The sequence below is a fragment of the Arthrobacter sp. P1_B3 genome (genome assembly GCF_056406615.1).
The window spans coordinates 170824-193630 of the sequence record NZ_JBFTZV010000001.1; the positions used below are offsets into that span (position 1 = coordinate 170824).

At 67.4% G+C, this 22807-nt stretch carries 20 protein-coding genes and 2 pseudogenes; 7 read left to right on the forward strand and 15 right to left on the reverse strand.

The window, feature by feature from the left end:
- Nucleotides 1-15: 15 nt before the first annotated feature.
- Nucleotides 16-708 (reverse strand): GntR family transcriptional regulator, encoded by a 693-nt coding sequence (locus AC1D2F_RS00790; RefSeq protein WP_229993551.1) that lies wholly within the window; start codon nucleotides 706-708, stop codon nucleotides 16-18.
- A 106-nt stretch (nucleotides 709-814) separates the two neighbouring features.
- Between AC1D2F_RS00790 and AC1D2F_RS00795 the strand changes: the two genes are divergently transcribed.
- From AC1D2F_RS00795 to AC1D2F_RS00810, 4 genes are all read left to right on the forward strand, one after another.
- The gene (locus AC1D2F_RS00795) at nucleotides 815-1573 is read left to right on the forward strand and encodes a LamB/YcsF family protein (RefSeq protein ID WP_476965997.1); all 759 of its coding nucleotides are present in this window, start codon (nucleotides 815-817) and stop codon (nucleotides 1571-1573) included.
- 94 nt (nucleotides 1574-1667) lie between these two features.
- Complete coding sequence (locus AC1D2F_RS00800) at nucleotides 1668-3008, forward strand: MFS transporter (protein WP_229993553.1); 1341 nt, start codon at nucleotides 1668-1670, stop codon at nucleotides 3006-3008.
- A 64-nt stretch (nucleotides 3009-3072) separates the two neighbouring features.
- Nucleotides 3073-4794: a 5-oxoprolinase subunit B/C family protein gene (locus AC1D2F_RS00805; RefSeq protein WP_476966097.1), complete on the forward strand. Its 1722-nt coding sequence runs from the start codon at nucleotides 3073-3075 to the stop codon at nucleotides 4792-4794.
- Nucleotides 4794-6554 carry an acetyl/propionyl/methylcrotonyl-CoA carboxylase subunit alpha gene (locus AC1D2F_RS00810; protein ID WP_476965998.1) on the forward strand — a complete coding sequence of 587 codons (1761 nt, stop codon included), beginning with the start codon at nucleotides 4794-4796 and terminating at the stop codon, nucleotides 6552-6554. The genes AC1D2F_RS00805 and AC1D2F_RS00810 overlap by 1 nt, the downstream gene beginning before the upstream one ends.
- Nucleotides 6555-6636: 82 nt before the next feature.
- Here the strand turns inward: AC1D2F_RS00810 and AC1D2F_RS00815 are convergent, their stop codons facing one another.
- The 3 genes and pseudogenes from AC1D2F_RS00815 to AC1D2F_RS00825 all read right to left on the reverse strand — a co-directional run.
- Nucleotides 6637-7797, reverse strand: coding sequence for a glycerate kinase (locus tag AC1D2F_RS00815; protein WP_476965999.1), 1161 nt, complete (start codon nucleotides 7795-7797; stop codon nucleotides 6637-6639).
- 1 nt (nucleotide 7798) lies between these two features.
- Entirely contained in the window at nucleotides 7799-9265 is a 1467-nt protein-coding gene (dctA, locus tag AC1D2F_RS00820) for a C4-dicarboxylate transporter DctA (RefSeq protein WP_229993556.1), read from the reverse strand.
- Between the two features lie 113 nt (nucleotides 9266-9378).
- A pseudogene (locus AC1D2F_RS00825) lies at nucleotides 9379-9699 on the reverse strand (isocitrate/isopropylmalate family dehydrogenase); the annotation flags it as partial.
- 5 nt (nucleotides 9700-9704) lie between these two features.
- On the opposite strand from AC1D2F_RS00825, the gene AC1D2F_RS00830 reads away from it, so the two are divergent.
- Nucleotides 9705-10109: a CHAD domain-containing protein gene (locus AC1D2F_RS00830; protein ID WP_476966000.1), complete on the forward strand. Its 405-nt coding sequence runs from the start codon at nucleotides 9705-9707 to the stop codon at nucleotides 10107-10109.
- 29 nt (nucleotides 10110-10138) lie between these two features.
- Nucleotides 10139-11077 (forward strand): 5'-3' exonuclease, encoded by a 939-nt coding sequence (locus AC1D2F_RS00835; protein ID WP_229993560.1) that lies wholly within the window; start codon nucleotides 10139-10141, stop codon nucleotides 11075-11077.
- Between the two features lie 82 nt (nucleotides 11078-11159).
- Here the strand turns inward: AC1D2F_RS00835 and AC1D2F_RS00840 are convergent, their stop codons facing one another.
- The 9 genes from AC1D2F_RS00840 to AC1D2F_RS00880 form a co-directional block, all read right to left on the reverse strand.
- On the reverse strand, nucleotides 11160-11336 hold the full coding sequence (locus AC1D2F_RS00840) for a CsbD family protein (protein ID WP_229993561.1): 177 nt from the start codon (nucleotides 11334-11336) through the stop codon (nucleotides 11160-11162).
- 152 nt (nucleotides 11337-11488) lie between these two features.
- Nucleotides 11489-11641 carry a hypothetical protein gene (locus AC1D2F_RS00845; RefSeq protein WP_229993562.1) on the reverse strand — a complete coding sequence of 51 codons (153 nt, stop codon included), beginning with the start codon at nucleotides 11639-11641 and terminating at the stop codon, nucleotides 11489-11491.
- 194 nt (nucleotides 11642-11835) lie between these two features.
- On the reverse strand, nucleotides 11836-12453 hold the full coding sequence (locus AC1D2F_RS00850; RefSeq protein WP_229993563.1) for a PadR family transcriptional regulator: 618 nt from the start codon (nucleotides 12451-12453) through the stop codon (nucleotides 11836-11838).
- A 345-nt stretch (nucleotides 12454-12798) separates the two neighbouring features.
- Nucleotides 12799-13875: a cation diffusion facilitator family transporter gene (locus AC1D2F_RS00855; protein WP_476966001.1), complete on the reverse strand. Its 1077-nt coding sequence runs from the start codon at nucleotides 13873-13875 to the stop codon at nucleotides 12799-12801.
- On the reverse strand, nucleotides 13872-14249 hold the full coding sequence (locus AC1D2F_RS00860; RefSeq protein WP_229993565.1) for an ArsR/SmtB family transcription factor: 378 nt from the start codon (nucleotides 14247-14249) through the stop codon (nucleotides 13872-13874). Before AC1D2F_RS00860 ends, AC1D2F_RS00855 begins: the two co-directional genes overlap by 4 nt.
- A 121-nt stretch (nucleotides 14250-14370) precedes the next feature.
- A complete protein-coding gene (locus tag AC1D2F_RS00865) occupies nucleotides 14371-15570 on the reverse strand; it encodes a fumarylacetoacetate hydrolase family protein (RefSeq protein WP_476966002.1) in 1200 nt (399 codons plus the stop codon).
- A complete protein-coding gene (locus tag AC1D2F_RS00870) occupies nucleotides 15567-17054 on the reverse strand; it encodes an aldehyde dehydrogenase (NADP(+)) (protein WP_476966003.1) in 1488 nt (495 codons plus the stop codon). Before AC1D2F_RS00870 ends, AC1D2F_RS00865 begins: the two co-directional genes overlap by 4 nt.
- Complete coding sequence (locus AC1D2F_RS00875) at nucleotides 17051-18397, reverse strand: enolase C-terminal domain-like protein (RefSeq protein WP_229993568.1); 1347 nt, start codon at nucleotides 18395-18397, stop codon at nucleotides 17051-17053. Before AC1D2F_RS00875 ends, AC1D2F_RS00870 begins: the two co-directional genes overlap by 4 nt.
- A gap of 135 nt (nucleotides 18398-18532) precedes the next feature.
- Nucleotides 18533-19216 carry a GntR family transcriptional regulator gene (locus AC1D2F_RS00880; protein ID WP_290369355.1) on the reverse strand — a complete coding sequence of 228 codons (684 nt, stop codon included), beginning with the start codon at nucleotides 19214-19216 and terminating at the stop codon, nucleotides 18533-18535.
- Between the two features lie 420 nt (nucleotides 19217-19636).
- Between AC1D2F_RS00880 and AC1D2F_RS00885 the strand changes: the two are divergent.
- Nucleotides 19637-20819 (forward strand): annotated as a pseudogene (locus AC1D2F_RS00885) (MFS transporter).
- A gap of 108 nt (nucleotides 20820-20927) precedes the next feature.
- On the opposite strand, the gene AC1D2F_RS00890 reads toward AC1D2F_RS00885, so the two are convergent.
- Entirely contained in the window at nucleotides 20928-21470 is a 543-nt protein-coding gene (locus tag AC1D2F_RS00890) for a DinB family protein (protein WP_229993570.1), read from the reverse strand.
- A gap of 117 nt (nucleotides 21471-21587) precedes the next feature.
- On the reverse strand, nucleotides 21588-22805 hold the full coding sequence (locus AC1D2F_RS00895) for an MFS transporter (protein ID WP_476966004.1): 1218 nt from the start codon (nucleotides 22803-22805) through the stop codon (nucleotides 21588-21590).
- Between the last annotated feature and the right edge of the window lie 2 nt (nucleotides 22806-22807).

Sequence of the window (22807 nt, forward strand, 5' to 3'; positions counted from 1 at the left end):
CCAAGTCCGGCGCGCTCACTCGCCGTGGACGGCGGCCTGGCGCTCCTCTGACCGGTTCAAATAGGCCAGCAGCAGCTCCCCGGCGCGGTCCAGGTCCCCGGCCTCCAGGGCGCTGCAGATTTCCTCGTTGTCCGGCAGATAGCCCCGGTAGAAATGCGCATCCACGGTGGCCTTGTGGAAGAACAGCCGCATCTCGGCCAGGACCTGGGACATGATCGTGTCCAGCCGCCGGCTTCCGGCCAGGGCAACGATCGCGCCATGGAAATGCTGGTTGGCGTTGCCCAGGCCCTCCTCGTCGTTGGCGGCCGCCGCGGCTTTGCCCTCTTCCACAGCCGCGCGGACCGCGGCCACCCGCTCCGGACTGCCGCCGCCGCTGATCGCGCTGACTTCAATAGCGCGGCGCACCGTGTAGACGTCGTGGATGTCGCCCGCCTCCAGACTGGCCACAAAGACACCCCGGTTCGGGTGCCGGACCACCAGGCGCTCGGCCGCAAGTTCGGCGAACGCCTCGCGGACCGTGTTGCGCGAAACGCCCAGGTCTTCGGCGATGGTCGATTCCGTGAGCCGGGCTCCCGGCAGGAGCAGGCCCTCCGCCAGTTGCAGGCGCAGTTCGGCTGCCACCCGGTCCGCCACGGAAGGAACGGCCACCCGCAGCCGCGCCGCAGCCGCGGCCAGGGCGGGACCGGCAGCTGCTTCGGAAGTCGTCATAGTGCCGAATCTACACGATTGTTCCTACTTTAAATCGTCGGATTGTTGAACAATCGGAGAAATTGATGCATCCTAGTAGGGGGCTATCATGAGACGAGGATCACAAATGGCAACCATCGACCTGAACAGCGACGTTGGCGAGTCTTTCGGACGCTGGACCCTAGGCGACGACACGGCGATGTTCCGCTCGGTCTCCAGCGCCAACGTGGCTTGCGGATTCCACGCGGGGGATCCCAGCGTCATCCGCCGGACCTGCCGCGAGGCCGTGGCTGCGGGTGTCGTGATCGGCGCCCACGTCGGCTACCGCGATCTCGCCGGGTTTGGCCGCCGTTTCCTCGACATCGACCCGATCGAACTGGCGGACGACGTCGTCTACCAGATCGGTGCGCTGCAGGCGCTGGCCGCCGTCGAGGGCGGCACGGTCAGGTACGTGAAGCCGCACGGCGGCCTCTACAACGCCATCGTCTCGCACACCGCCCAGGCGCAGGCCGTCGTCGACGCCGTGAAGTCCGTTGACCCTAACCTGCCGATCCTGGGCCTGCCGGGCTCGGAAGTGCTGCGCCTCGCCGAGGCCGCCGGCCTCCGCGCGGTCACCGAAGCCTTTGCCGACCGCGCTTACAACCCGGACGGCACCCTGGTATCCCGTACGCTCCCCGGAGCCGTGCTGGAGGACCCCGCTCTCGTCACTGAGCATGTCCTCCGAATGGCCACCGATTCCGCCGTCCGCACTATCGACGGCTCCATCCTGAAAATCCGCGCCGAAAGCATCTGCGTGCACGGCGACTCCCCGGGAGCCGTCACCATGGCCGCCGCTGTCCGCGAAGCGCTCAACGCCGCGGACATCACCACCGCCGCCTTCGTCTAAGCCGAAGCAACACCTGCTTCATCCCCGGTTCCGCCGGGATCACCCGCACTCACACCCAAGCAACAGGCAGCACCCGCACACCTGGAGGAAAACCATGACTGCAGCACCGCATCAGGCCACCCCGGCCGCCGGCAAGAGGAGGATCCCGCCAGGCGCCCTCAAGGCCTACGTCGCGAGCCTCACCGGCACTTCGCTGGAGTACTACGACTTCGCGATCTACTCCGTGGCCTCGGCCTTGGTGTTCCCCAAGGTCTTCTTCCCGGGCAACGACGAATACGTCGGGCTGCTGCTGTCCTTCTCGACCTTTGCGGTAGGCTACCTCGCCCGTCCCATCGGCGGCGTGATCTTCGGCCGGCTCGGTGACAAGATCGGCCGCAAGCACGTCCTCGTGACCACCCTGCTGCTGATCGGCATCGCAACGGTGGTGATCGGCGTGCTCCCGGGCTACGCCACCATCGGTATAGCCGCTCCCATCATCCTCGTGTTGCTGCGCCTGGCACAGGGCATCGGCGTCGGCGGCGAATGGGGCGGTGCCGTCCTGCTCTCGAGCGAATTCGGCGACGCCAAGCGGCGCGGCTTCTGGTCTTCCGCCGCGCAGATCGGCCCGCCCGCCGGCAACCTGATGGCCAACGGCGTCCTGGCCGTGCTCGCCGCGACCCTCAGCAACGAAGACTTCCTCTCCTGGGGCTGGCGTGTGGCCTTCCTCGCCTCGGCCTTGTTGGTGGGCTTCGGCCTGCTGATCCGGCTGAAGCTTGAGGAAACCCCCGTCTTCAAGGCCATCCAGGCCCACGGCGAACAGCCCAAGGCCCCCATCAAGGAGGTCTTCACCAAGGAGCCGCGCGCCCTCGTGTCCGCCGCCCTGTCCCGCATCAGCCCGGACGTGCTGTACTCCCTGCTTACCGTCTTCATGGCCGTCTACGCCACCAAGCAACTGGGCATGAGCACCAGCAACGTACTGACCGCCATCCTGATCGGCTCCGCCTTCCAGCTGGTCCTGATCCCCGCGGCGGGCGCCCTCACGGACCGCATCAACCGCCGCCTCGTATACGGCATCGCCGCCGTCGGAACCGCCATTTACATCCCGCTGTTCTTCGTCATGATCCAGGACAAGTCGGTCGTCACGCTGACCGTCGGCATCGTGATCGGGCTGGCCTTCCACGCCTTCATGTACGGCCCGCAGGCCGCATACATCACCGAGCAGTTCCCGGCCCGGCTGCGCTACGCCGGCAGCTCGCTGGCTTACACCCTGGCCGGCGTGGTCGGCGGCGCCATCGCACCGTTGGTCTTCACCGCCCTCTTCGCCGCTAGCGGCAACTGGTTCCTGATCGCTGGCTACCTCGCGGTCGCCTCGATCGTGACGGTGATCGGGCTGGCCATCGGGCGCAACCCGCATACCGACGAAGAAGAGCGGCTCCTGCAGGATGCCCACGCCTGAGCACTTTGGATCCTATGCAGCGGATCTGTCCACCGGCACCGGCACAATGAGTGAGGCACTCGTGATTGAGACAGCAGGGGAACCCCCGAAGGTAGAGAACGCAACAGTTCACAGAGTCCGCTCCGTGCGGGCCGTGGGAACGCGCGCGGTCCTGGCCGAGCTCTCCGGCACGCAGGATGTGCTTGCCCTGCAGGCGCTGCTGCTGGAGAAGCCGTTGCCGGGCCAGCAGGACGTCCTGGCCGCGGCCGAGACCGTCCTGGTCAGGGCCGATTCCCCGGCCTCGGCCCGGCGCATCGCCGCCCGGCTGCTGCAGCTCGACCTCACCGCACCGGTGCAGCTCGACGGCGAACTGGTGGTTATCGACACCGTGTACGACGGCGAGGACCTCGCCGAGGTCGGGCGGCTCACCGGCCTCGGAACGGAGGGTGTGATCGCCGCCCACTCCGGCCAGATCTGGACCGTGGCCTTCGCCGGCTTTGCGCCCGGATTCGGATACATGGTGGGGGAGAACCAGCAGCTGGAGGTGCCCCGGCGCAGCTCGCCGCGCACCGCCGTGCCCGCAGGTTCCGTGGCGCTGGCCGGCAACTATTCGGCCGTGTACCCGCGCCGTTCCCCGGGCGGCTGGCAGCTGATCGGGCGCACCAACGCCCGGATGTGGGACCTGGACCGGGACCAGCCCGCCCTGGCCGCCCCCGGTCACCGGGTGCAGTTCCGGCCGGTCCGGGATGCGGTGCTCGTCGCGGAGCCAGTCGCGGAGTCAGCCGCGGCGCCTGCGGCTGAGCATGCCGGCACCGTGCCGGAACCGGGTGCCGGGGACGTCGCCCGCGGACTCCGGATCGTTTCGCCCGGTCTGCAGAGCCTGATCCAGGATCTGGGCCGCCATGGCCACTCTGCCCTGGGCGTCTCCGCCGCCGGTGCACTGGACCGGGCCTCGCTGCGCCGGGCCAACCGCCTCGTCGGCAACGCCCCCGCCGCGGCCGGCATCGAGACCGTCGCCGGGGGGCTCAAGGTCCAGGCCGTGGCCGACCAGGTCCTCGCCGTCACTGGCGCACCGTCGGCACTGAGTATCGAGTCGGCGCCGGACAGCGATGGTGAAACGTGGCACCGCGCGGTGCCGATGGCCGCCCCGTTCGCGCTGCTCGACGGTGAAACGCTCAGCCTTGGCGCGCCGCAGAGCGGCTTCCGCAGCTATCTCGCGGTCCGCGGTGGGGTGGACACAGCCCTGGTGCTGGGCAGCCGCTCGACCGACACGATGTCCGGGATCGGTCCGGCGCCCCTGGCCGCCGGGCAGGTGCTGGCCGCCGGTGGGGAAGCCGAATCCGGCGTCGTCGGGGCTCCCGAACTGCAGCCGGACTACCCGGGCACTGGGGTGACCGTCCTCGACGTCGTCCCCGGTCCCCGCGCCGACTGGTTCGATCAGGCGGCGCTGGACTCGTTCACCGCCCAGGACTGGTCCGTGCTGCCGCAGTCCAACCGGGTCGGCATGCGCCTTGATGGGACCCCGCTGCAGCGCAGCCGCCAGGGCGAACTGCCCAGCGAAGGCACCGTGGCGGGCGCCCTGCAGGTCCCGCCGGAGGGGCTGCCCGTGCTCTTCCTGGCCGATCATCCCATCACCGGCGGCTACCCCGTGATCGCCGTGGTGGTCGACTCCCAGCTGGACCTCGCCGCGCAGGTCCCCATCGGCGGCAAGATCCGCTTCCGCTGGGCCGAACACAGCGCCACTGAGCGCAGCGCCGAACACGGCACCACTGAACACGTCACCACCGAAGAAGAAGCGAGTAACTGATGCGCAAGGTCCTGATCGCAAACCGTGGAGAAATCGCGGTCCGCATAGCCCGGGCCTGCGACGACGCGCAGTTGGCGTCCGTCGCCGTCTACGCCGACATCGACGCCGACGCCCTGCACGTCTCCGCCGCCGATGAAGCCTTCAGCCTGGACGGCAACTCGCCCGCGGACACGTACCTGAACATCCCCAAGCTCCTCGCCGTGGCGGCCGAGTCCGGAGCGGACGCCGTCCACCCCGGCTACGGCTTCCTCTCCGAGAACGCCGACTTTGCCCAGGCCGTCCTCGACGCCGGACTGACCTGGATCGGTCCGACGCCGGACGCAATCCGGCTGCTCGGCAACAAGATCACGGCCCGCGACGCGGCCGTCCGGGCCGGCGCCCCCTTGGTGGCCGGCAGCGACGGTCCTGTCGACACGGCTGCCGAAGCCCGGGCCTTCGCCGAACAGCACGGCCTGCCGATCGCCATCAAGGCCGCTTTCGGCGGTGGCGGCCGCGGCATGAAGGTGGTCAGGGTCATCGACGAGGTCGAGGAAGCCTTCGACTCCGCCGTCCGTGAAGCAGTGGCCGCCTTCGGCCGGGGCGAGTGCTTCGTGGAGCGCTACCTGGACCGTCCGCGCCACGTGGAGGCGCAGGTCCTGGCGGACACACACGGCAACGTCGTGGTCGTCGGAACCCGCGACTGCTCACTGCAGCGCCGGCACCAGAAGCTCCTGGAGGAGGCTCCCGCGCCGTTCCTCAGCGACGAGCAGACCAAGCTGATTTACGACGCCGCCAAGGCCGTCTGCCGGGAGGCCGGCTACTCCGGCGCCGGCACGGTGGAATTCCTGGTCGCGGCGGATGGCACGGTGGCATTCCTCGAGGTCAACACCCGGCTCCAGGTGGAGCACCCCATCACCGAGGAAACCACGGGGATCGACCTCGTCCAGGAACAGTTTCGGATCGCCGCGGGGGAGCCGCTGCGCCTGGCCGAGGACCCGGCGCCGCGCGGGCACGCCTTCGAATTCCGGCTCAACGCCGAGGACGTGGGCCGCGGCTTCCTGCCCTCGCCCGGGACCATCGGCGAGTTCGCCGGCCCCACCGGCCCTGGCATCCGGCTCGACACCGGCGTCCGCTCCGGCTCCTTCGTCCCGCCGCAGTTCGATTCCCTGCTCGCGAAGCTGATTGTCACCGGCGCGGACCGCCAGCAGGCCCTGCGTCGGGCCCGCCGGGCCCTCGCCGAAATGCGCATCACCGGGGTGGCCACCGTGCTGCCGTTCCACCGGGCAGTGCTGGAGTCCCCGGACTTCACGTCCGAGGACGGGCTGGGCATCCACACCCGCTGGATCGAAACCGACTTCGCGGACAGTGCCTCCATCCCCGCCGATCCCGACTACAGCACCACAGCGCCCGACGGCGAACGCCGCACTATCACCGTCGACGTGGACGGACGGCGCCTCGCCGTCGGCCTTCCGGCCGACTTGCTGGACGGCTGGGCACGCTCTGGCAGTCCGCTGCCCGCAGGTGTGTCCGTGGAAGCGGCGTCCGACGGCGGTGCTTCCGCTGCCGACCCGGGCGAGCTGCGCGCCGACATGGCCGGGACCGTGGTGAAGTGGCTCGTCGAGCCGGGCGCCGAGGTATCGGCCGGGGACCCGGTTGTGGTCCTTGAAGCGATGAAGATGGAAACCCAGGTCTCCGCGCACCGGGACGGCACTGTCACTGACGTCCGCACCGAAGCCGGCGGAGTGGTTGCGGCCGGGGCCGTGCTGGCGCTGATCGGCTAGCTGCCGCCCCTTCGGAGAGTCCAGAAACGCCCGCCCGGGATAGCCCCGGGCGGGCGTTTCTGCGTGGTGCAGTGTGTCAGGCCTAGAGCAGGCTGGAGCCGATGTCCTTTCCGATCCGGCGGAGCAGCGCGGCGGAAAGGCCGGGGTCATTGGCGGAATCCTGGTCCGTGTAGTCGGCCAGAGTGTAGACCCGGGTCAGGTCCATTTCGGACCACCGTTCCTGGGGCAGGAGGGAGCGGCCGGCGACGGCGATGACCGGACGGGATCCGGACCGCCGGGCGACGGCCGCCGGCAGCTTCCCGGCAAGGGTCTGCTCGTCGAGGCTGCCTTCGCCGGTGACGACGACGTCACAGGTGTCCTTGCGGGCATTGAAGTCCAGCAGGTCCAGGAAGTAGTCGGCGCCGGAGACCTGCTTTGCCCCGAGCAGCAGGCACGCGTAGCCGATTCCTCCGGCGCTGCCGGCGCCGTCGTGCTGGGCGAGCCGGTCCGCCTCGGTGATTCCCGCCGCTGTGAGCCCGGTGACGAAATGTTCGAGGCCCTTGTCGAGAGAGGCGATCTCCTCGGGTCCGGCGCCTTTTTGGGGGCCGAAGACCGCCGGTGCGCCGTGGGCGCCGAGCAGCGGGTTGTGGACGTCGCTGGCGACGACGAGCTCGGTGTCGGCAAGTTCGGGGAGGGCGGTCCGCTGGATGCTGTGGATCTGTGCCAGCGCCCCGCCGCTGCCGTAGAGCTGGCGGCCGTCGGCGTCCCGGAAGCTGTACCCGAGGGCGGTGAGCATTCCCATGCCGCCGTCCGTGCTGGCGCTGCCGCCCAGGGCCAGAACGATCCTGGCCGGTTTCAGGCTGAGGGCGAACAGGACAGCTTCGCCGAAGCCGCGGCTGGAGGCACCCAGCGGATCCAGTGTTCCGCCGGGCAGGAGTCCCAGGCCGCAGGTGTTGGCCACCTCGACGACGGCGGTGGCGCCGTCGAACGCGATGCTGGCCTGGACGGGCTGGCCGGTGGGTCCTGAGACGGTGTAGCTGCGCCGGGTGAAGCCGGAGGCGACGGCGGCGTCGACGCTGCCGTCACCTCCGTCCGCCAGTGGAAGCAGTTCGCAGTGGATCGTCCCGGCCGCGCCGGTGAAACCAGAGGCGGAACGGAGTCCTGCTGCCAGGGCATCGGCCACCTCACCGGCCGTGAGGCTGCCCTTGAACTTGTCGGGTGCGATCAGGGCTCGCACGCGTTTCGGGGCGGTTGTGGTGAACATGTCAGATGCTTTTCGAGTAGGCAGGGCGCCGGTCATCACTGGAGGCGGGGGCGTCATCGGCCGGTTCTGCGTGCTGGGGACTGGCCGTGCGGGGATCGTGGGCGGTCAGGTCAGCAGCGATGTCCGTGAACTCGTCGAGGGGTGTCGGATCCTCGCTGGGCAGGGGCTCAACCACTTCGCCGTTGAAGACTCGGCGGACACGGTCCGCGTCCAGCGTCCGGTCCCACCAGGCGATGAACAGTGTGGCGACGGCGTTGCCGGTGAAGTTCACCAGGGCCCGGCATTCGGACATGAACTTGTCGATGCCGAAGATGAGCATGATGCCGGCGGCCGGGATGGTGCCGATGGTGGCCAGGGTGGCGGTCAGGGCGATGAAGCCGCCGCCGGCGACGCCGGCCGCGCCCTTGGAGGTGAGCAGCATGACCGCGATCAGGCCCAGCTGCTGGCCGATGGTCAGCTCGGTGTTGGTGGCCTGGGCGATGTAGACGGCGGCCAGCGAAAGGTAGATGGCGGCGCCGTCGAGGTTGAAGCTGTAGCCGGTGGGAACGACGAGCCCGACGGTTTCCTTCTTGACCCCTGCGTGCTCAAGCTTGCGCATCAGGCCCGGCAGCGCCGGTTCGGCGGTGGAGGTGCCAAGGATGAGCAGGTACTCCTCCTTGAGGTGGCGGATCATCTTGAAGATGTTCAGCTTCAGGAAGGCCATGACGGATCCGAGGACCACGACGACGAACAGGATCGACGTGGCGTAGAACAGGGCGATCAGCCCGCCCATGCTGGAGAGGGACGAGACGCCGTACTTGCCGACGGCGAAGGCCATCGCGCCGAACGCGCCCAGCGGGGCGGCTTTCATGATGAAGCCCAGGATCTTGAACATGACCCCGGTGAGGCGCTGGACCCCGTCCAGGACGGGCGCCCCGACTTTGCCCGTGGCGTTCAGGGCGATGCCGAAGATCACGGCGATGAAGATGATCTGGAGGATGTCGCCCTCCACGAAGGGCGCGGCGATGCTGGTCGGGATGATGTGGGTCAGGAACTGCCACCATTCCTGGTGGGCGCCGGTTTCGATGAGCTTGGCCGCGGAGTCCGTGGTCTTGATGGCGCTGGCGTCGGCGTTGACGCCCTCGCCGAGGCGGAAGATGTTGATGGCGACCAGGCCGAAGAGCAGGGCGAAGATGGTGCCGATCTGAAAGTACGTCAGGGCCTTCAGGCCGGTCATGCCGACCTTTTTCAGGTCCGCGACGCTGGCGATGCCGCCGACGATGGTCAGGAACACGATGGGACCGATCAGCATCCTCATGGCGTTGACGAACGTGGTGCCGATCGGTTCCAGGGCGATGCCGGCGGCGGGCGCGAGCCAGCCCACGAGAATGCCGAGGACGATTCCGGTCAATACCCAGAAGTACAGCTGCCTGTACCAGCGTGTCTTGGGGGCCGGCGTTGCCGCGCCCGGGGTGGTGATGGGTCCCATGATTCCTACCTCATTGTGGAATGTGATTGCCGGTGGTGTTTGAAGAATGAAAGAGCTGGGCCGGGCGGGCGGCGGCGACGGTGCGCGGCGCCGCCCGCCCGAACGTGGTCTGGCTAGACGGCGGCCAGGGTGTGGGCGAGGGCCTTGATGATGGCGTCGGTGACGTCATCGGTGTTGGCTTCGCCGCCGACGTCGCGTGTCAGGTGGCCGGCGGCCGTGGTCTGTTCGATGGCGGCCTCGATGCGGCGGGCTTCCTCGTGCAGGCCGAAGTGGTCCAGCATCAGGGCGGCGCTGGCGATCGCGCCGATCGGGTTACTGATACCCTTGCCGGCGATATCCGGCGCGGAGCCGTGGACCGGTTCGAACATGGACGGGAAGCGGCGTTCCGGGTTCAGGTTAGCGCTGGCCGCCAGGCCGAGGCTCCCGGCCAGGGCGCAAAGTGACGGCCAAGCTGGTCAACAGGGCAGCAGAGCGGGTGGAGCGTTCCCGGAGGGCCGTCAAACGCTCCGCCGGCCGGACCTCCCGCGACACGGCGCTGCACGAGGTGCGAAAGGATGCCAAGCGCCTGCGCCACGCGGGCGAATCGGTCACGGAAATCCACGGCAAACGCGCCGTCAAACTCACGAAGTCCGCTGGACGGCTCCAGACAGTCCTCGGCGACCATCAGGACAGCGTCATGGCAACAGCCCTGCTGGGGAGACTGGCGGCCACCCCGGACCTGACCGCCGACACTGACCTCGGCTTCCAGGGTTTGCTGGAGATGGAAGAACGCATTGCCCGGAAAACGGAGAAGAAAGCCCGCAAGGCAGGGAAGAAGCTTCGCGGCCTGCGCCTCCGTTCCTGATTCGCGACGTTTCCGTGTCAGGATCAGTTATGACCGACCGTCTGATGCTGCTCGACACCGCGTCGCTGTACTTTCGCGCGTTCTACGGGGTACCCGACACCATCCGCCGTGCCGACGGCACCCCGGTGAACGCCGTCCGCGGGCTGCTCGACATGATCGCGCGGCTGACCACCGACTACGGCGCGACGCACCTCATTGCGTGCTGGGATGACGACTGGCGTCCGCAGTGGCGGGTGGACCTCATCCCGAGCTACAAATCGCATCGAGTTGCCGAGGTGGTGGCCGACGCCCCCGATGTGGAGATCGTGCCGGACGCGCTCGAGGCGCAGATTCCGATGATCCGCCGGGTGCTCGGGCTCGCCGGCATCGCCGTCGTCGGGGCTGTCGAGCATGAGGCCGACGATGTCATCGGCACCTACGCCAGCCACGCCGAGCTTCCGGTCGACGTGGTGACGGGCGACCGCGACCTCTTCCAGGTCGTCGACGACGCCCGCCACGTGCAGGTGATCTACACCGCGCGCGGCATGAAGAACCTCGAAGTCCTGACCGACGCCGTCGTCGTCGGCAAGTACCGCGTGCTGCCCGGGCAGTATGCCGACTACGCGACCCTGCGCGGCGACAGCTCCGACGGGTTGCCGGGCGTCGCCGGCATCGGCGAGAAAACCGCCGCGTCGCTGCTCGGGGAGTACGGCACGCTTGACGGGCTGCTCGCGGCTGCCGCTGACGCAGAAAGCGGGCTCTCCGCATCCGTACGGTCGAAGCTCGCCGCGGCGGCGGACTACCTCGCGGTCGCGCCCGCCGTCGTGAAGATCGTGCGGGACCTGGAACTGCCGACGCTCGAGGAGGCCGGCGCGCAACTGCACCCAGTCCTCGGCGGTTCCCGGGCCGATCTTGAGCGTCTCGCCAAAGAGTGGAACCTCGGCGGCTCGGTCGGGCGGCTCCTTGAGGCACTCGACCTGCTCCGTTAGGGAAAGTCCTTGGATTGTGTGGTCAAAAGGCCGGGGCGGAGGTGCGATACGGATCGCACCTCCGCCCTCCGGAGGCCTGTTTTCAGTGTTTCTTGAAGGCGTCCTTGACTTTTTCGCCGGCCTGCTTCAGGTCTGCTTTGACGTGATGGCTTTTGCCCTCTGCCTTCATCTTGTCGTCGCCGGTGGCTTTGCCGGCCGTCTCTTTGCCTTTGCCGTGGAGTTTCTCGGCGGCATTGTGGATCTTGTCACCCAGGCCCATGATGATCCTCCTTATTTGGTCGCCCCCGCGACGTGAATGCCATGGAGGCCACAGTTAATTGTAGGGACAGATGTGCCGAAAGTGGGGGCGATGACCCGACACCATTTGCGGCGGTCCGGGGCCACCGTGCGGCCCTGGGAAACCTGTCAGGATCAAGCGATCAGGGTATGCAGATCCACTCCGAAGATGGCTACAAGGGGCCAGAGGATAATTGCCGCCAGGCCTTCCACAATGTTGCCGGGAATGTTCCAGGCCACTAGATAGCCGTGGGTGGCGGCGACCACGACGCCGATGGCCAGATACACGGTCCCGATCAGACCTATTCCGCGCCCGCCAGATTGGCGCCTGCCTATTCCGCGCATCATCGCTCTTTTCCCGCTGCGGGGTGTGGCTCTAACTATATTGTTGCCGGGTCATTTGCGGGAGGGGCCATTGGCACCATTGGCAGGGGGCCGCGCCCGAAGCCAACGCATGGAACTCGGGGCCGTAAACGGGGGTGTTAGTCGGCGAGGATGCGGTAGAGCGCGCGGCGGGTGTCATCGATTACTTCCATGGCGGCAGTGCGTTGTTCCTCGGTCGCCGAGAAGCGGAACTGGTGGATGACTCCCATGAGCTTTCCCACGCTCTGGTGAAACGCCGGCCCGGATCCTTGGGGATCGGTGTTCCACGCGTTCCCCAGCTCCTCGGCGTGATCGGCCACGTAAGCCTTGCCCGCGTCGGTGAGGGTGAACTCGGTGCGCCGTCCGTCACCCACGGGCGCGATCAGCTCCTCATCAACGAGCTGCTGGAGCGTCGGGTAGACGGAGCCCGGGCTCGGACGCCAGGCTCCCGACGTCTTGTCGGCAATTGTCTTGATCAGGCCGTAGCCGTTGGACGGTGATTCGGCCAAGAGGGAGAGAATCGCGGAGCGAACATCGCCCCTGTTGGCCCGCCGCGAACCGCCGGGACCGAATCCCGGTCCGAAACCCGGTCCGAATCCTGGCCCGAAACCCGGCCCAAACCCGCGGCCCGGCCCGAATCCGCCGTGTCCGTGGGGTCCGCGACAGCTCCTGCCGCGCCCGAAGCGTCCCAGTGCGGGTCCGCCGTCCGTTAATTTGTCGTCGTGATTGCCTTTCATAACAACATCGTCCTTCCACTTCACTTGAATCTCACTGATGGTCGCCGATCCTTCGGCGATAATTAACGATATATCGGTGAGTGTCGCCGGTCAATGGTCCATCCGACTGGTATTTCGCTGACAGTGGGGAGGTTGCCGGCCGCCGCCGGACCCAGGGCCGACAGTCCGTGCCATCGCCTCGACGCTGAAATGATCCAGCCGGGCACCCTTCGCGGATTCGCCCAGCCGGACAGATCAATCAGCACCCGATCACGGGCCGAAGCCGCGGGAAGCCGCGGTCACTTCTGTTCGTGGTCTCTGAAAGTGATTCGGAGCGGCCGGGGTGCAGGGCCGGACGTGCAGGCTTTAGACCGGCCCTGCCTGGGTGAACGTGGGCACCATTGTCACGGATCCCACGTTCGGGAGTGCGTGGCGGGTGGCGTGGTCGATTTCGTCGTGGAGAGTGGCAAGTTCCCCTAAAGCGGTGATCGCGGTCATGGGGATGGAGACCTCGACGTGGAGCCGGTGGCCGGACCAGCGCAGCCGGGACGTTGCGCCCTCGGGGGCGTGGGCGGTGACAACTGCTGCCAGGCGGTCCGTCAGGTTCGGGTCGACGCCGTCCATGAGCCGGCGCCCGATGTCGCGAATGGTTCCCCACAGCAGCACGGCGATTGCTGCGGAGATGAGCAGGCCCACGATCGGGTCCGCGAGGGGGAACCCGAGCCATATGCCGATGACTCCGGCGACGACGGCCAGTGAGGTGAACCCGTCGGTGCGGGCGTGAATGCCATCGGCCACGAGCGCGGCGGAGCCGATCCGTCGTCCCACGCGGATCCTGTAGATCGCGACGAGTTCGTTGCCGGCAAAGCCCACCAGCCCGGCGGCGAGCACCCAGCCCAGGTTCTGGACCGGCTGGGGTTCAAAGAAGCGGCGGAGGGATTCGACGGCGGCCACGACGGCCGAGAGTGCGATCATCGCCACGATGAACAGCCCTGCGAGGTCCTCGGCACGACCGAACCCGTAGGTAAACGTCCGGGTCGCGCGGCGGCGTCCGAGCAGAAAAGCGATCCACAGCGGCACGGCGGTCAGGGCATCGGAAAAATTGTGGACCGTGTCCGCCAGCAATGCCACGGAGCCGCTGACGAGCACGATGACCAGCTGGAACAGCGACGTGGCCCCCAGCCCGAGCAGGGATACCTTGACGGCGCGAATGCCCTGGGAGCTGGTCTCCAGGGCTGAGTCGATCGAGTCGGCCGAGTCATGGGAGTGCGGCACGAAGAGCTCCTGCAGCCACCCCTTGAACCCGGTCGCGTGAACATGCCCGTGCGGGCCGTGGTGGTGGTCGCCGTCGTGAGCTTGAAGGTCGCCCTTGCCAACGCCGTGTTCAGAGTAAGCGTGCGTGTGCCGGTGGACGTCGTGGCCGGGATGCATCGGCTGGCTCATGCGCCGGCCTCCCTCTTGAGGCTGTGCGGAGCGATGGTGTGATGCGGAGCTGTGCCGAGGGTGTGTTCGGCCTGGTGAATCGCGTCGGCCACAAGCTGCCAGGCGTGCCCGTCCTGCAGGCGGTAGTAGACCTTGGTGCCTTCCTGCCGGGTGGCGACCATGCGCGCCAGCCGCATCTTGGCCAGATGCTGGGAAACCGCAGCCGCCGATTTCCCCGCCTTTTCGGCGAGCACGTTGACGGGCAGCTCGCCGTGGCGCAGGGCCAGGATCAGCCTGACCCGGGTGGCGTCGGCCAGCATGGCGAAAACCTCCACCGCCAGTTCAACGTACTGGCTGTCCGCCGTGAGGGTGCAAGCTTTGTTATCTGCATTCATACGCAGATACTTACATATAACTGCGCCTCTCTCAAGACGGCGGCCGCGCGCCGGGTGCGCGGCCGCCGTCGCTGGCCCCTCCTAGCAGGTCAAGCCTGGGCTTTCGGACGGGCGGGACGTGCTACCGGCCGCCGAGGGATACGGCTTGAACATGCTGTTGGGACTGCAGATAGCCGAACAGTTGCCGCAGCCCGAAGGACCATTCCGGCAACTCTTCCGCAGCGCCCACGAGGTTGATCAGGGCCCCGAGATGGCTGCTGCGGATCGTCACAACGTCTCCCATGTGGTGGGTGAACCGCTGCCCCGGCTCATCCCGGTCCTGGGTCGGGGCGAACAGCGTGCCTGTGAACAACGCGAACCCGTCCGGGTACTGATGGTGCTTCCCGAAAGTCGCCGCCACGAGTTCTTCGAACGGCCGGCTGATCCTGGCCACGGAGTTGCGGCCCTCCAGCGAATAGCCGTCCTGGCCCTCGACACGCAGCAGGATCTCTTCCTGGCGCAGCGTTTCCAGGCTGAACCCGTCATCGAACAGCCGGATCAGTGGGCCCAAAGCGCTGGAGGCATTGTTGTCCTTCGCCTTTCCCAGCAACAGGGCGCTCCTGCCCTCCACATCCCGGAGGTTCACGTCGTTGCCAAGCGTCGCGCCCACAACCTGACCGGCCGAGGTGACGATGAGCACCAGTTCCGGCTCGGGGTTGTTCCATGCGGAAAAGGACGGAATCCCGACTCCCGCGCCGAGCCCCACCGAGGACAGGACCGGGGCCTTCGTGAAGACCTCGGGGTCCGGTCCGATGCCCACCTCCAGGTACTGCGACCAGAGGCCCTCCGCGATCAGGACTTTTTTGGCCTCGGCCGCCGCCGGGGAGCCCGGGCGGATTGCGCCGATGCTGCCGCCGAGGGCGGTGGCCACCAGTTCCCGCATCTCTGTGGCCCTGCTGGCGTCTCCGCCGCAACGCTCCTCGATCACGCGCTCGATCATGCTGTCCACGAAGGTGACGCCGCAGGCCTTAACGACTTGCAGGTCCACTGGCGCCAGGAAGTGCGGACGCGTTGGGTCCTGCGCCAGGGATGCTTCGACGACGTCGGCGGTCTTCCAGCGCGCCGCATCCATCGCAGCACGCACGTCCGCCACAAGATCGGGACGTTCGAGGAGCTCAGAGACCGTCCCGGCCAGCTGGTGAAGGTCGAACACCCCCTCCTCCTGGACCGCGACCACCCGCGGTCCCGAGGTTTCAACGTCCCAGACACGGCCGATCAGCAATGCCTGCGCTGCATCGTCCGGGAGCACAGATGCTCCGCCGATGTTCAGGGGTGCGTTCATCGCTGAGCCTCGCTCCCGGGAAGTCCCTCTGCGATGACGGGCCGCCGCCACACTCCATCCACCCGCTGCGGCACGTTCCAGCCGTTGGCGTCCTGCAGCGGTTCGGGCAGCCGCGCTTCCGGGAACGACTGGTAAGCCACGGGCCGGAGGAATCGGCGGATGGCGGCCGTTCCCACCGATGTGGTGGCGGACGTCGTGGCGGGGTAGGGTCCGCCGTGGTGCTGGGCGTAGCTGACCGTGACCCCCGTGGGCCAGCCGTTCCAGAGCACGCGGCCACTGATGTCCGTCAACCGCGCGGCGAGGTCGGAGACGTCGTCGCCGGGCTCCGCCTGGACAGTGGTGGTCAGCTGTCCCTCAAGAAGTTCCGCGAGGGCGGGGAGTTCCGACTCGTCGCCGTACTCCACCACCAGGCTGGCCGGTCCGAACATTTCCTGCCGGAGGATCGACGGATCGCTGCGCACCGCAGCTGCAGTCGTGTGAAGCACGGTCGGCGCCGGCGTCTCGGCGAAGTCTCCTTCCACCAGGACCTCGACACCAGCGTTGCTCTGCAGGCGGGCCACAGACAGCCTGTAGCCGTCGTGCAGCCGCGAGCTCAGCAACTGAGTTGCGGCGAAGTCCGCCAGGGCGCCGCTGAGCACCCGCCGGACGAGGTCGGTCTGTCCGCGGGGAACAAACAGCAGCCCCGGCTTGGTGCAGAACTGGCCCATTCCCATGGTGAAGGAGCTGGCGTAGCCGCAGAGGATTTCCTCGCGCCGGGCCGCCCAGGCGCCCTCGGTCACGAAAACAGCATTGATGCCGCCCAGTTCGCCGAAGAACGGAATCGGTTCGGGCCGGGCCGCGGCACGGTCAAACAGGGCCCGTCCGCCCGCCGTCGAACCCGTAAACCCGATGGCCTTGACTGCGGGGTGGTCCACCAGGGCCTCCGCCGCGGGCCGGCCGGTGACGAGCGAGAACAGGCCGGAGGGTGCCCCGGCGGCGTCAAGTGCGGCGATAACGGTTTCGGCCGTGCGAACCGCAAGGTTCAGGTGTCCGTCGTGTGCCTTGTGCACGACGGCGCAGCCGGCGGCCAGGGCCGAGGCGCTATCACCGCCCATGACGCTGAAGGCGAAGGGGAAGTTGGACGCCCCGAAAACCCCGACGACGCCGATCGGCACGTTAAGCCGGCGCAGGTCCGGCCGCGGCCCCATGCCCCAGTCCGGGTCTGCGTGGTCGATGGTGGCGTCGAGGTGCTCGCCCTGACGGATTTCCGCCGCGAAGAGCCTGAGCTGGAAGACGGTGCGCTTCAATTCGCCCCGGAGCCGGGCGTCGCCCAGATGCGTTTCCTGGTGGGCGATTTCCACGAGCGAATCCGCGTCAGTCTCCAGGCCGGCGGCCGCTGCCTCCAGCCAAGACGCCCGGGTGTGGGGATCGGCCGCGCGGCCCTTTTCGAACGCGGCCTGGGCGGCATCGATACGCGCGTTGAGGTCCTCAAGAGCGGTTGTCATCGGACCGCCCCGGCTTCGGTCAGGGACGCGCCCGTGACGGCGGCGCGGCTTCCCACTTCCACCCATCCTGCCCCGGCGGGGAACTCCCAGCGGGAGCGGGAGGCGCTGAACATTTCGGCGCCGGTCCCCGGCAGTTCCGGGGCGGCGTACCGGCCGTTGATGATGCGGACCGGCTCGGCGAAGTGCTCGTGAAGATGGTCCACGTACTCGATCATCCGTCCGTCCTGGGTACCGCTGATGGCCGCGTAGTCGAAGAACGAGAAGTGCTGGACAAGTTCGCACAGCCCGACACCGCCGGCGTGCGGGCAGACCGGCACGTCGAAGCGGGCGGCGAGCAGGAGGTTGGCGATGTTCTCGTTCACGCCACCCACCCGCGTGGAATCCAGCTGGAGAACGTCGATGGCCCCGGCCTGCAGCAGCTGCTTGAAGACGATGCGGCTCGCTACCGCCTCGCCGGTGGCGACCCGCACGGGTGCAACACCCTTCCGGATCTCGGCATGGCCCAAAATGTCGTCCGTGCTCGTGGGCTCCTCGATCCAGTAGGGGCTGAACTCTGCCAGCTGGTTGACCCATTCGATGGCCTCGGAAACTTCCCACCGCTGGTTGGCGTCGATCGCGATCGGGAGGTCGCCGACGGCCGCCCGGGCCAGGGCCATGCGGCGGCGGTCATCGTTGAGGTCACCGCCCACCTTCAGCTTGATCATGGAGAAGCCGTCGGCGGCTGCCTTCTTGCTCAGCCTGACCAGTTTCTCGTCGCTGTAGCCGAGCCATCCGGGCGAAGTGGTGTACGCGGGATATCCCTCCACTTTGAGGGCCGCGATCCTGGCAGCCTTGCCGGCTTCGCCGGCCCGCAGGATGTCCAGCGCCTGCTCCGGGCTCAGGGCGTCGCGAATATGGGTGAAATCGACGACGTCGACAATTTCCTCGGCAGGCATCTCGCTGAGGAGGAGCCACAGCGGCTTGTTTTCACGCCGGGCGCGGATGTCCCAGAGGGCACTCACGAGCGCACCGCAGGCCATCTGCGTGACGCCCTTTTCCGGGCCGAGCCAGCGCAGCTGGGAATCGTGGATGAGCCGCTTTGAGGCGCCGCCGAGGTCGTAGATGAGTTCGTCGATGTCCCGGCCGACGAGCAGGCGGGCGTAGGCGTCGATGGCATGCGTGAGGATTTCGTTGCCGCGTCCGCAGCTGAACACAAAACCGTGGCCTTCGTCTCCCGCATCGGTGCGGATGACGACATAGGCGGCGGAGTAGTCGGGGTCAACATTGACCGCGTCGGAGCCATCGAGTTCCAGCGACGTGGGGAAGCGCACGTCCTGGGTGTGGATGGAGATGATGGAAGGCATGGATATCTTCTCTCAGATCAGTTCAATGAGTGGACACGATTCCTATATGAATTCCAATAATCATATAGGAAAGGTGATCCAGATCAAGTGTTCCGGAGAGTAAAGAAGCCCCGGCCAGCAGGCCGGGGCTTCTTTTCAGCCGACGATGTGCGGCCGTGGGGGTCCGCTGTCCTCCAGTGGAGAGAGGGCCGCGTTGTCCTTGAAAGCCTGGGCAAACCGGGTGAAGGAGTTTCTGATGTGCTCGGCCATGGCCTCCTCGGCACGTTCCGGCTGGCATGTCCGGATGGCCTCCCGCACGGCCGAGTGCTCGGCTACCGTAATGGCGCCGTCGACGTCTGCGGGGTAGAGGCGGAACGTGTGCAGGTGGCAGTGGGTTTGCGCGAAGGCGTGCCGCACAACCGGGTTCCCCGCCGCCGCGAGGATGGTGTCATGGAAGCGGGTGTCATGGGCCACGAGGTCCTGCCGAAGGTCCCCGCTGTTCTGCATCCGGTCCCGGAAGGCCGACAGCTCCTTTTCCAGGGCTCCGGCCGGGTTGGCCAGGCGGTCCACGGCGGCAGAGCGCGCCGCCCATGGCTCGACCAGGAGTCGGAATTCAAAAAGGGAGCGCAACTCGGCCAGGTCCAGCAGGGGAGTGGTGCTGTAGCCGCGTCCTGGGGTGTAGACCACCAGGTTGTCGCCCTCCAGTCGCTGAAGCACTTCGCGGACCGGAGTCTGGGAGACGCCCATGCTGCGGGCGACGGCATCGATGTTGATCCGCGTGCCGGGTTCAATTTCGCCCGTGAGGATGGAGGCGCGCATGGCCGAGTAGACATCACTCACGGCCGCCTTGCCTCTGGATGCATCGGACGATTGACGTGGGGGCACGCGTTTACCTCTTTGTGTGGAGTGGTGGGAGTCGCTGTGGGAATCATAAGCCACAGGGCGCCGGGGGGCGGTCTGAAAGATTTTCCGGAAAGGGACTTGTCGTGGATCACATTCTCTATATGATTAACCCGATTCCTATATGATTCTGGTGCTGGCACTCTTGGCGCCTGACCATCCCGGTGCCCAGGCACCCGAAGCCATGTTTATGTCAAAGGAGACCGCATGACTGCGCTCGGCAGTAAGCTCGCCCCCAAGTCATCCCCCAATATGCCCCGCACCATGACCCGCAAACGCTGGATGATTATTTGGCTCGCGTTCATTGGGCTGAGCATCAATTATCTGGACCGGTCCAGCCTCAGCGTGGCCTTGCCGTTCATGGGCAAGGACTTCGAACTCTCCGCAACCCAGCAGGGACTCATCTTCGCCGCCTTCTTCTGGGCCTACGACTTCTGCCAACTGGCAGCCGGGTGGTACGTCGACAAGGTGGGGCCGCGGAAATCGTTCTCGCTTGCGGCGGTTTGGTGGTCCATCTTCACCATGATCACGGCCATGTCGACGAGCTTTTGGTCGCTTTTCGCCGCCCGGTTCCTGTTGGGTGTGGGTGAAAGCCCGGCGCCGAGCACCGCGGCCAAAGTTGTGGCCACTTGGTTCCCGGTCCGGGAGCGGGCCTTTGCTACCAGCATCTGGGATTCGGGCTCCCGTGTGGGTGCGGTCATCGCCCTGCCCATCGTTACCTTGATCGTGGCGTTCACCTCGTGGCACGCGGTCTTCATCATCATCGGCATTGCCGGTCTGGTCTGGGCCGCCGTGTGGTGGAAGACGTACCGCAGCCCCGAGGAACACCCGGCTGCCAACGCCGCCGAGGTGTCCTACATCCAGGAGGGTGGTGCCCGAAGCGAGGCGAGCGACGACGCCGGCGCAGCGAAGCTGCCGTGGCGGTCACTCTTCAAGTACCGCACCATACTCAGCATGATGTTCGGCTTCTTTTGCCTACGCCGCTATCTACTTCTTCATCACGTTCTTTCCGAGCTACCTCGTGAAGGAGCGCGGGTTCGACCTGCTCAAGCTCGGGTTCTTTGGTGCCATTCCGGGCATCTGTGCAGTCGCTTTCGGCTGGTTGGCCGGCTATGTCGCCGACCGTGCGGTACAGCGCGGCGTCTCGGTGACCCGGGTCCGCAAGACCGCCATCGCCGGTGGCCTGATCGGCGGTTCGGTCATCATGTTCGCTGCCGTGGTGCCGGAGGCGTGGATGGCCCTGGCGCTTCTTTCAGTGGCGTATTCGAGCCTCACCGTCGCCGCCACCGGCATCTGGTCCCTGCCGGCCGATGTTGCCCCGAGCTCCCGGCACGTGGGATCCATTGGCGGACTCCAGAACTTTGCCTCCAACCTGGCCGGCATCTTCACGCCGATCCTGATCGGCGTCCTGGTGGATCAGACGGGGTCCTTCGTGGCGCCGCTCGCGGTCATTGGAATCGTTTCACTGATCGGCGCCGCAAACTATCTGTTCATCCTTGGCAAGATCGAGCCCCTGAAGGTCCCGGCGGCAGCCTCGGTGTAGGGAACTGGGGCCGCCACTCTGTGTTTCGGGTGGCGGCCCGTCCGACGTCGGGCAGTTGGCTGGCACAGGGCGGCCGCTGCTGAACCCCATGCTATTTCGGCTTGAATGTTAGGACTCGACCGGTGCGTCCGGGTGCCGAAGACTCAACTGCTTGGCGTGGAAGTCGAAATGAAGTGTCGGGTAGGCGTACACATCGTTGCGTGTCATTAGCGGAGTGAAGAAAGGGTCCCACCTGTCGGGGAACGGCATCGACCTGGCGAGGGACCGGGAACTCTCGCGACCGAGACGGCGGGAGAGCGCAGCGATGGTCTTGTCCAGTTTCCGGCTCATCCTTCGCCGGTTGTAGACGCGGGCGGCGGCCCGGGAACCCCAGTAATTCACCACATCAAAGGGGCCGGTGGCCGAGTTGAGGACGCCAGCAAAAGCCCTGCCGACCGGGCGGGGGAGCCGGCTGACAACGTGGACCAGGGGAAGCAGGGCGCGGACCACCATGTAGCCGAATACCATGTGGAAGAGCAGCTCCTCGTTGGTCCAGCGTGTGCCGTCGCTCCTGCGGTCGAGATCTGCGGGCGCTGCGCTCTGCAGCAAGGCGGCGAGGTCGCGGCGGGCGCGGCTGTACCCGGCCAGGATCTCTTCCCTTGTCGGGTCCACGATGTGCCTTTCGTAGTCTTCGGTCTTCAGCCGGCCGCGGCCCTCAAATGGTCCGCATCCATGGCGACGTGCCTTCATTATGTCCCGCGTAGATCAGCCGCAGGGGCGGAGGATCTCTCAGCCGATCGTGGAGGGCCTGAGCTTCCGAACGCTTCCGGCGGCGGCGAGAACGGCGGCCGTGGCCGCTGCAGCGGCCATGGCGTAGGCCATGCCCGTGTAGGTGCCGAGCCAGGCCGCCAGCAGCGGACCCGCGGCCGGGGCGACGGCCGTAACGGCTGTGAGCGGTGCCGCGAACAGCCCCTGCAAAGTGCCAAGATTCTGTGTTCCCCAGCGGTCAGCCACGATGGTGGCCTGCAGCAGGGTCTGGCAACCGCGGACCGCGCCGGCGAGCATTCCCGCCGCGATCAGCGCCGGCACCGGGCCGGGCAGTGCAGCGAGCAGGAAGGCGGCGCAGGCCGCCGTTCCGGTGATGACCTGCAGCCGGGCGCCGGCCGGGATGGCCGCGAACAGTAGCCGGCCACCGACCTGACCGGCGCCCACGAGACCGAGACCGAGCGCGGCCGTGGCGTAGTCGGCGCCTTTCTCCGCGAGCAGCGGCATGATGTTCAGCGTCACCGTGTAAAGCCCCAGGCAGAGCAGGACCATCAGCGCCTGCAGCCCGAGGAATTCCGGGCTTCGCCGGACGATACGCGGCATGGCCCGGTGGACTGTCGCAAGGGTGCCGGGGGCGGCCGGGGCCCAGTTCCGGTTCAGGTAGCGGGCGTGCAGCGGCACGGCGATGAGTCCCATGATCCCGGCGAGGATGATGAAGGCGCCCCGCCAGCCGAACGCGGACGTCAGGGCTGCGGTGGCGGGGGCAAAGATGGTGGACGCGAACCCGGCGACAAGGGTCAGGATCGTCAACGGCCGCACCCTCGCCGGGCCGTACCAGCGGCTAATGACTGTGAAGGCTGGCTGGTACAGGACGGCGGCCTGCGCGGTACCGGCCAGCAGCCAGGCCGCAATGAACACTGCCAGGTTCGGTGCCATCGCCGCCACGACCAGGGCAAGCATGCCGAGCAGGGATCCGCCGATCATCAGCATGCGCGGGCCGGTCCGATCGAGGATCCTGCCGACGGCGATCCCCGCCGCCGCGGAGACCAGCAGGCCGGCGGAAAAGGCTCCCGTCACCTGGACCGGGTCCCAGCCGGTGTCCTGGCTGATGGGCCGGACCGCCGCGATCAACGCGTAGTAGAGCACGCCCCATCCGGTGGTCTGGGTGATGCACAGCGCGGCAAGGCCGCCGCGCGGTGCACCCTCGGCGACCAGTGTCCGGGATAACGCCGGGGCGGGCATGC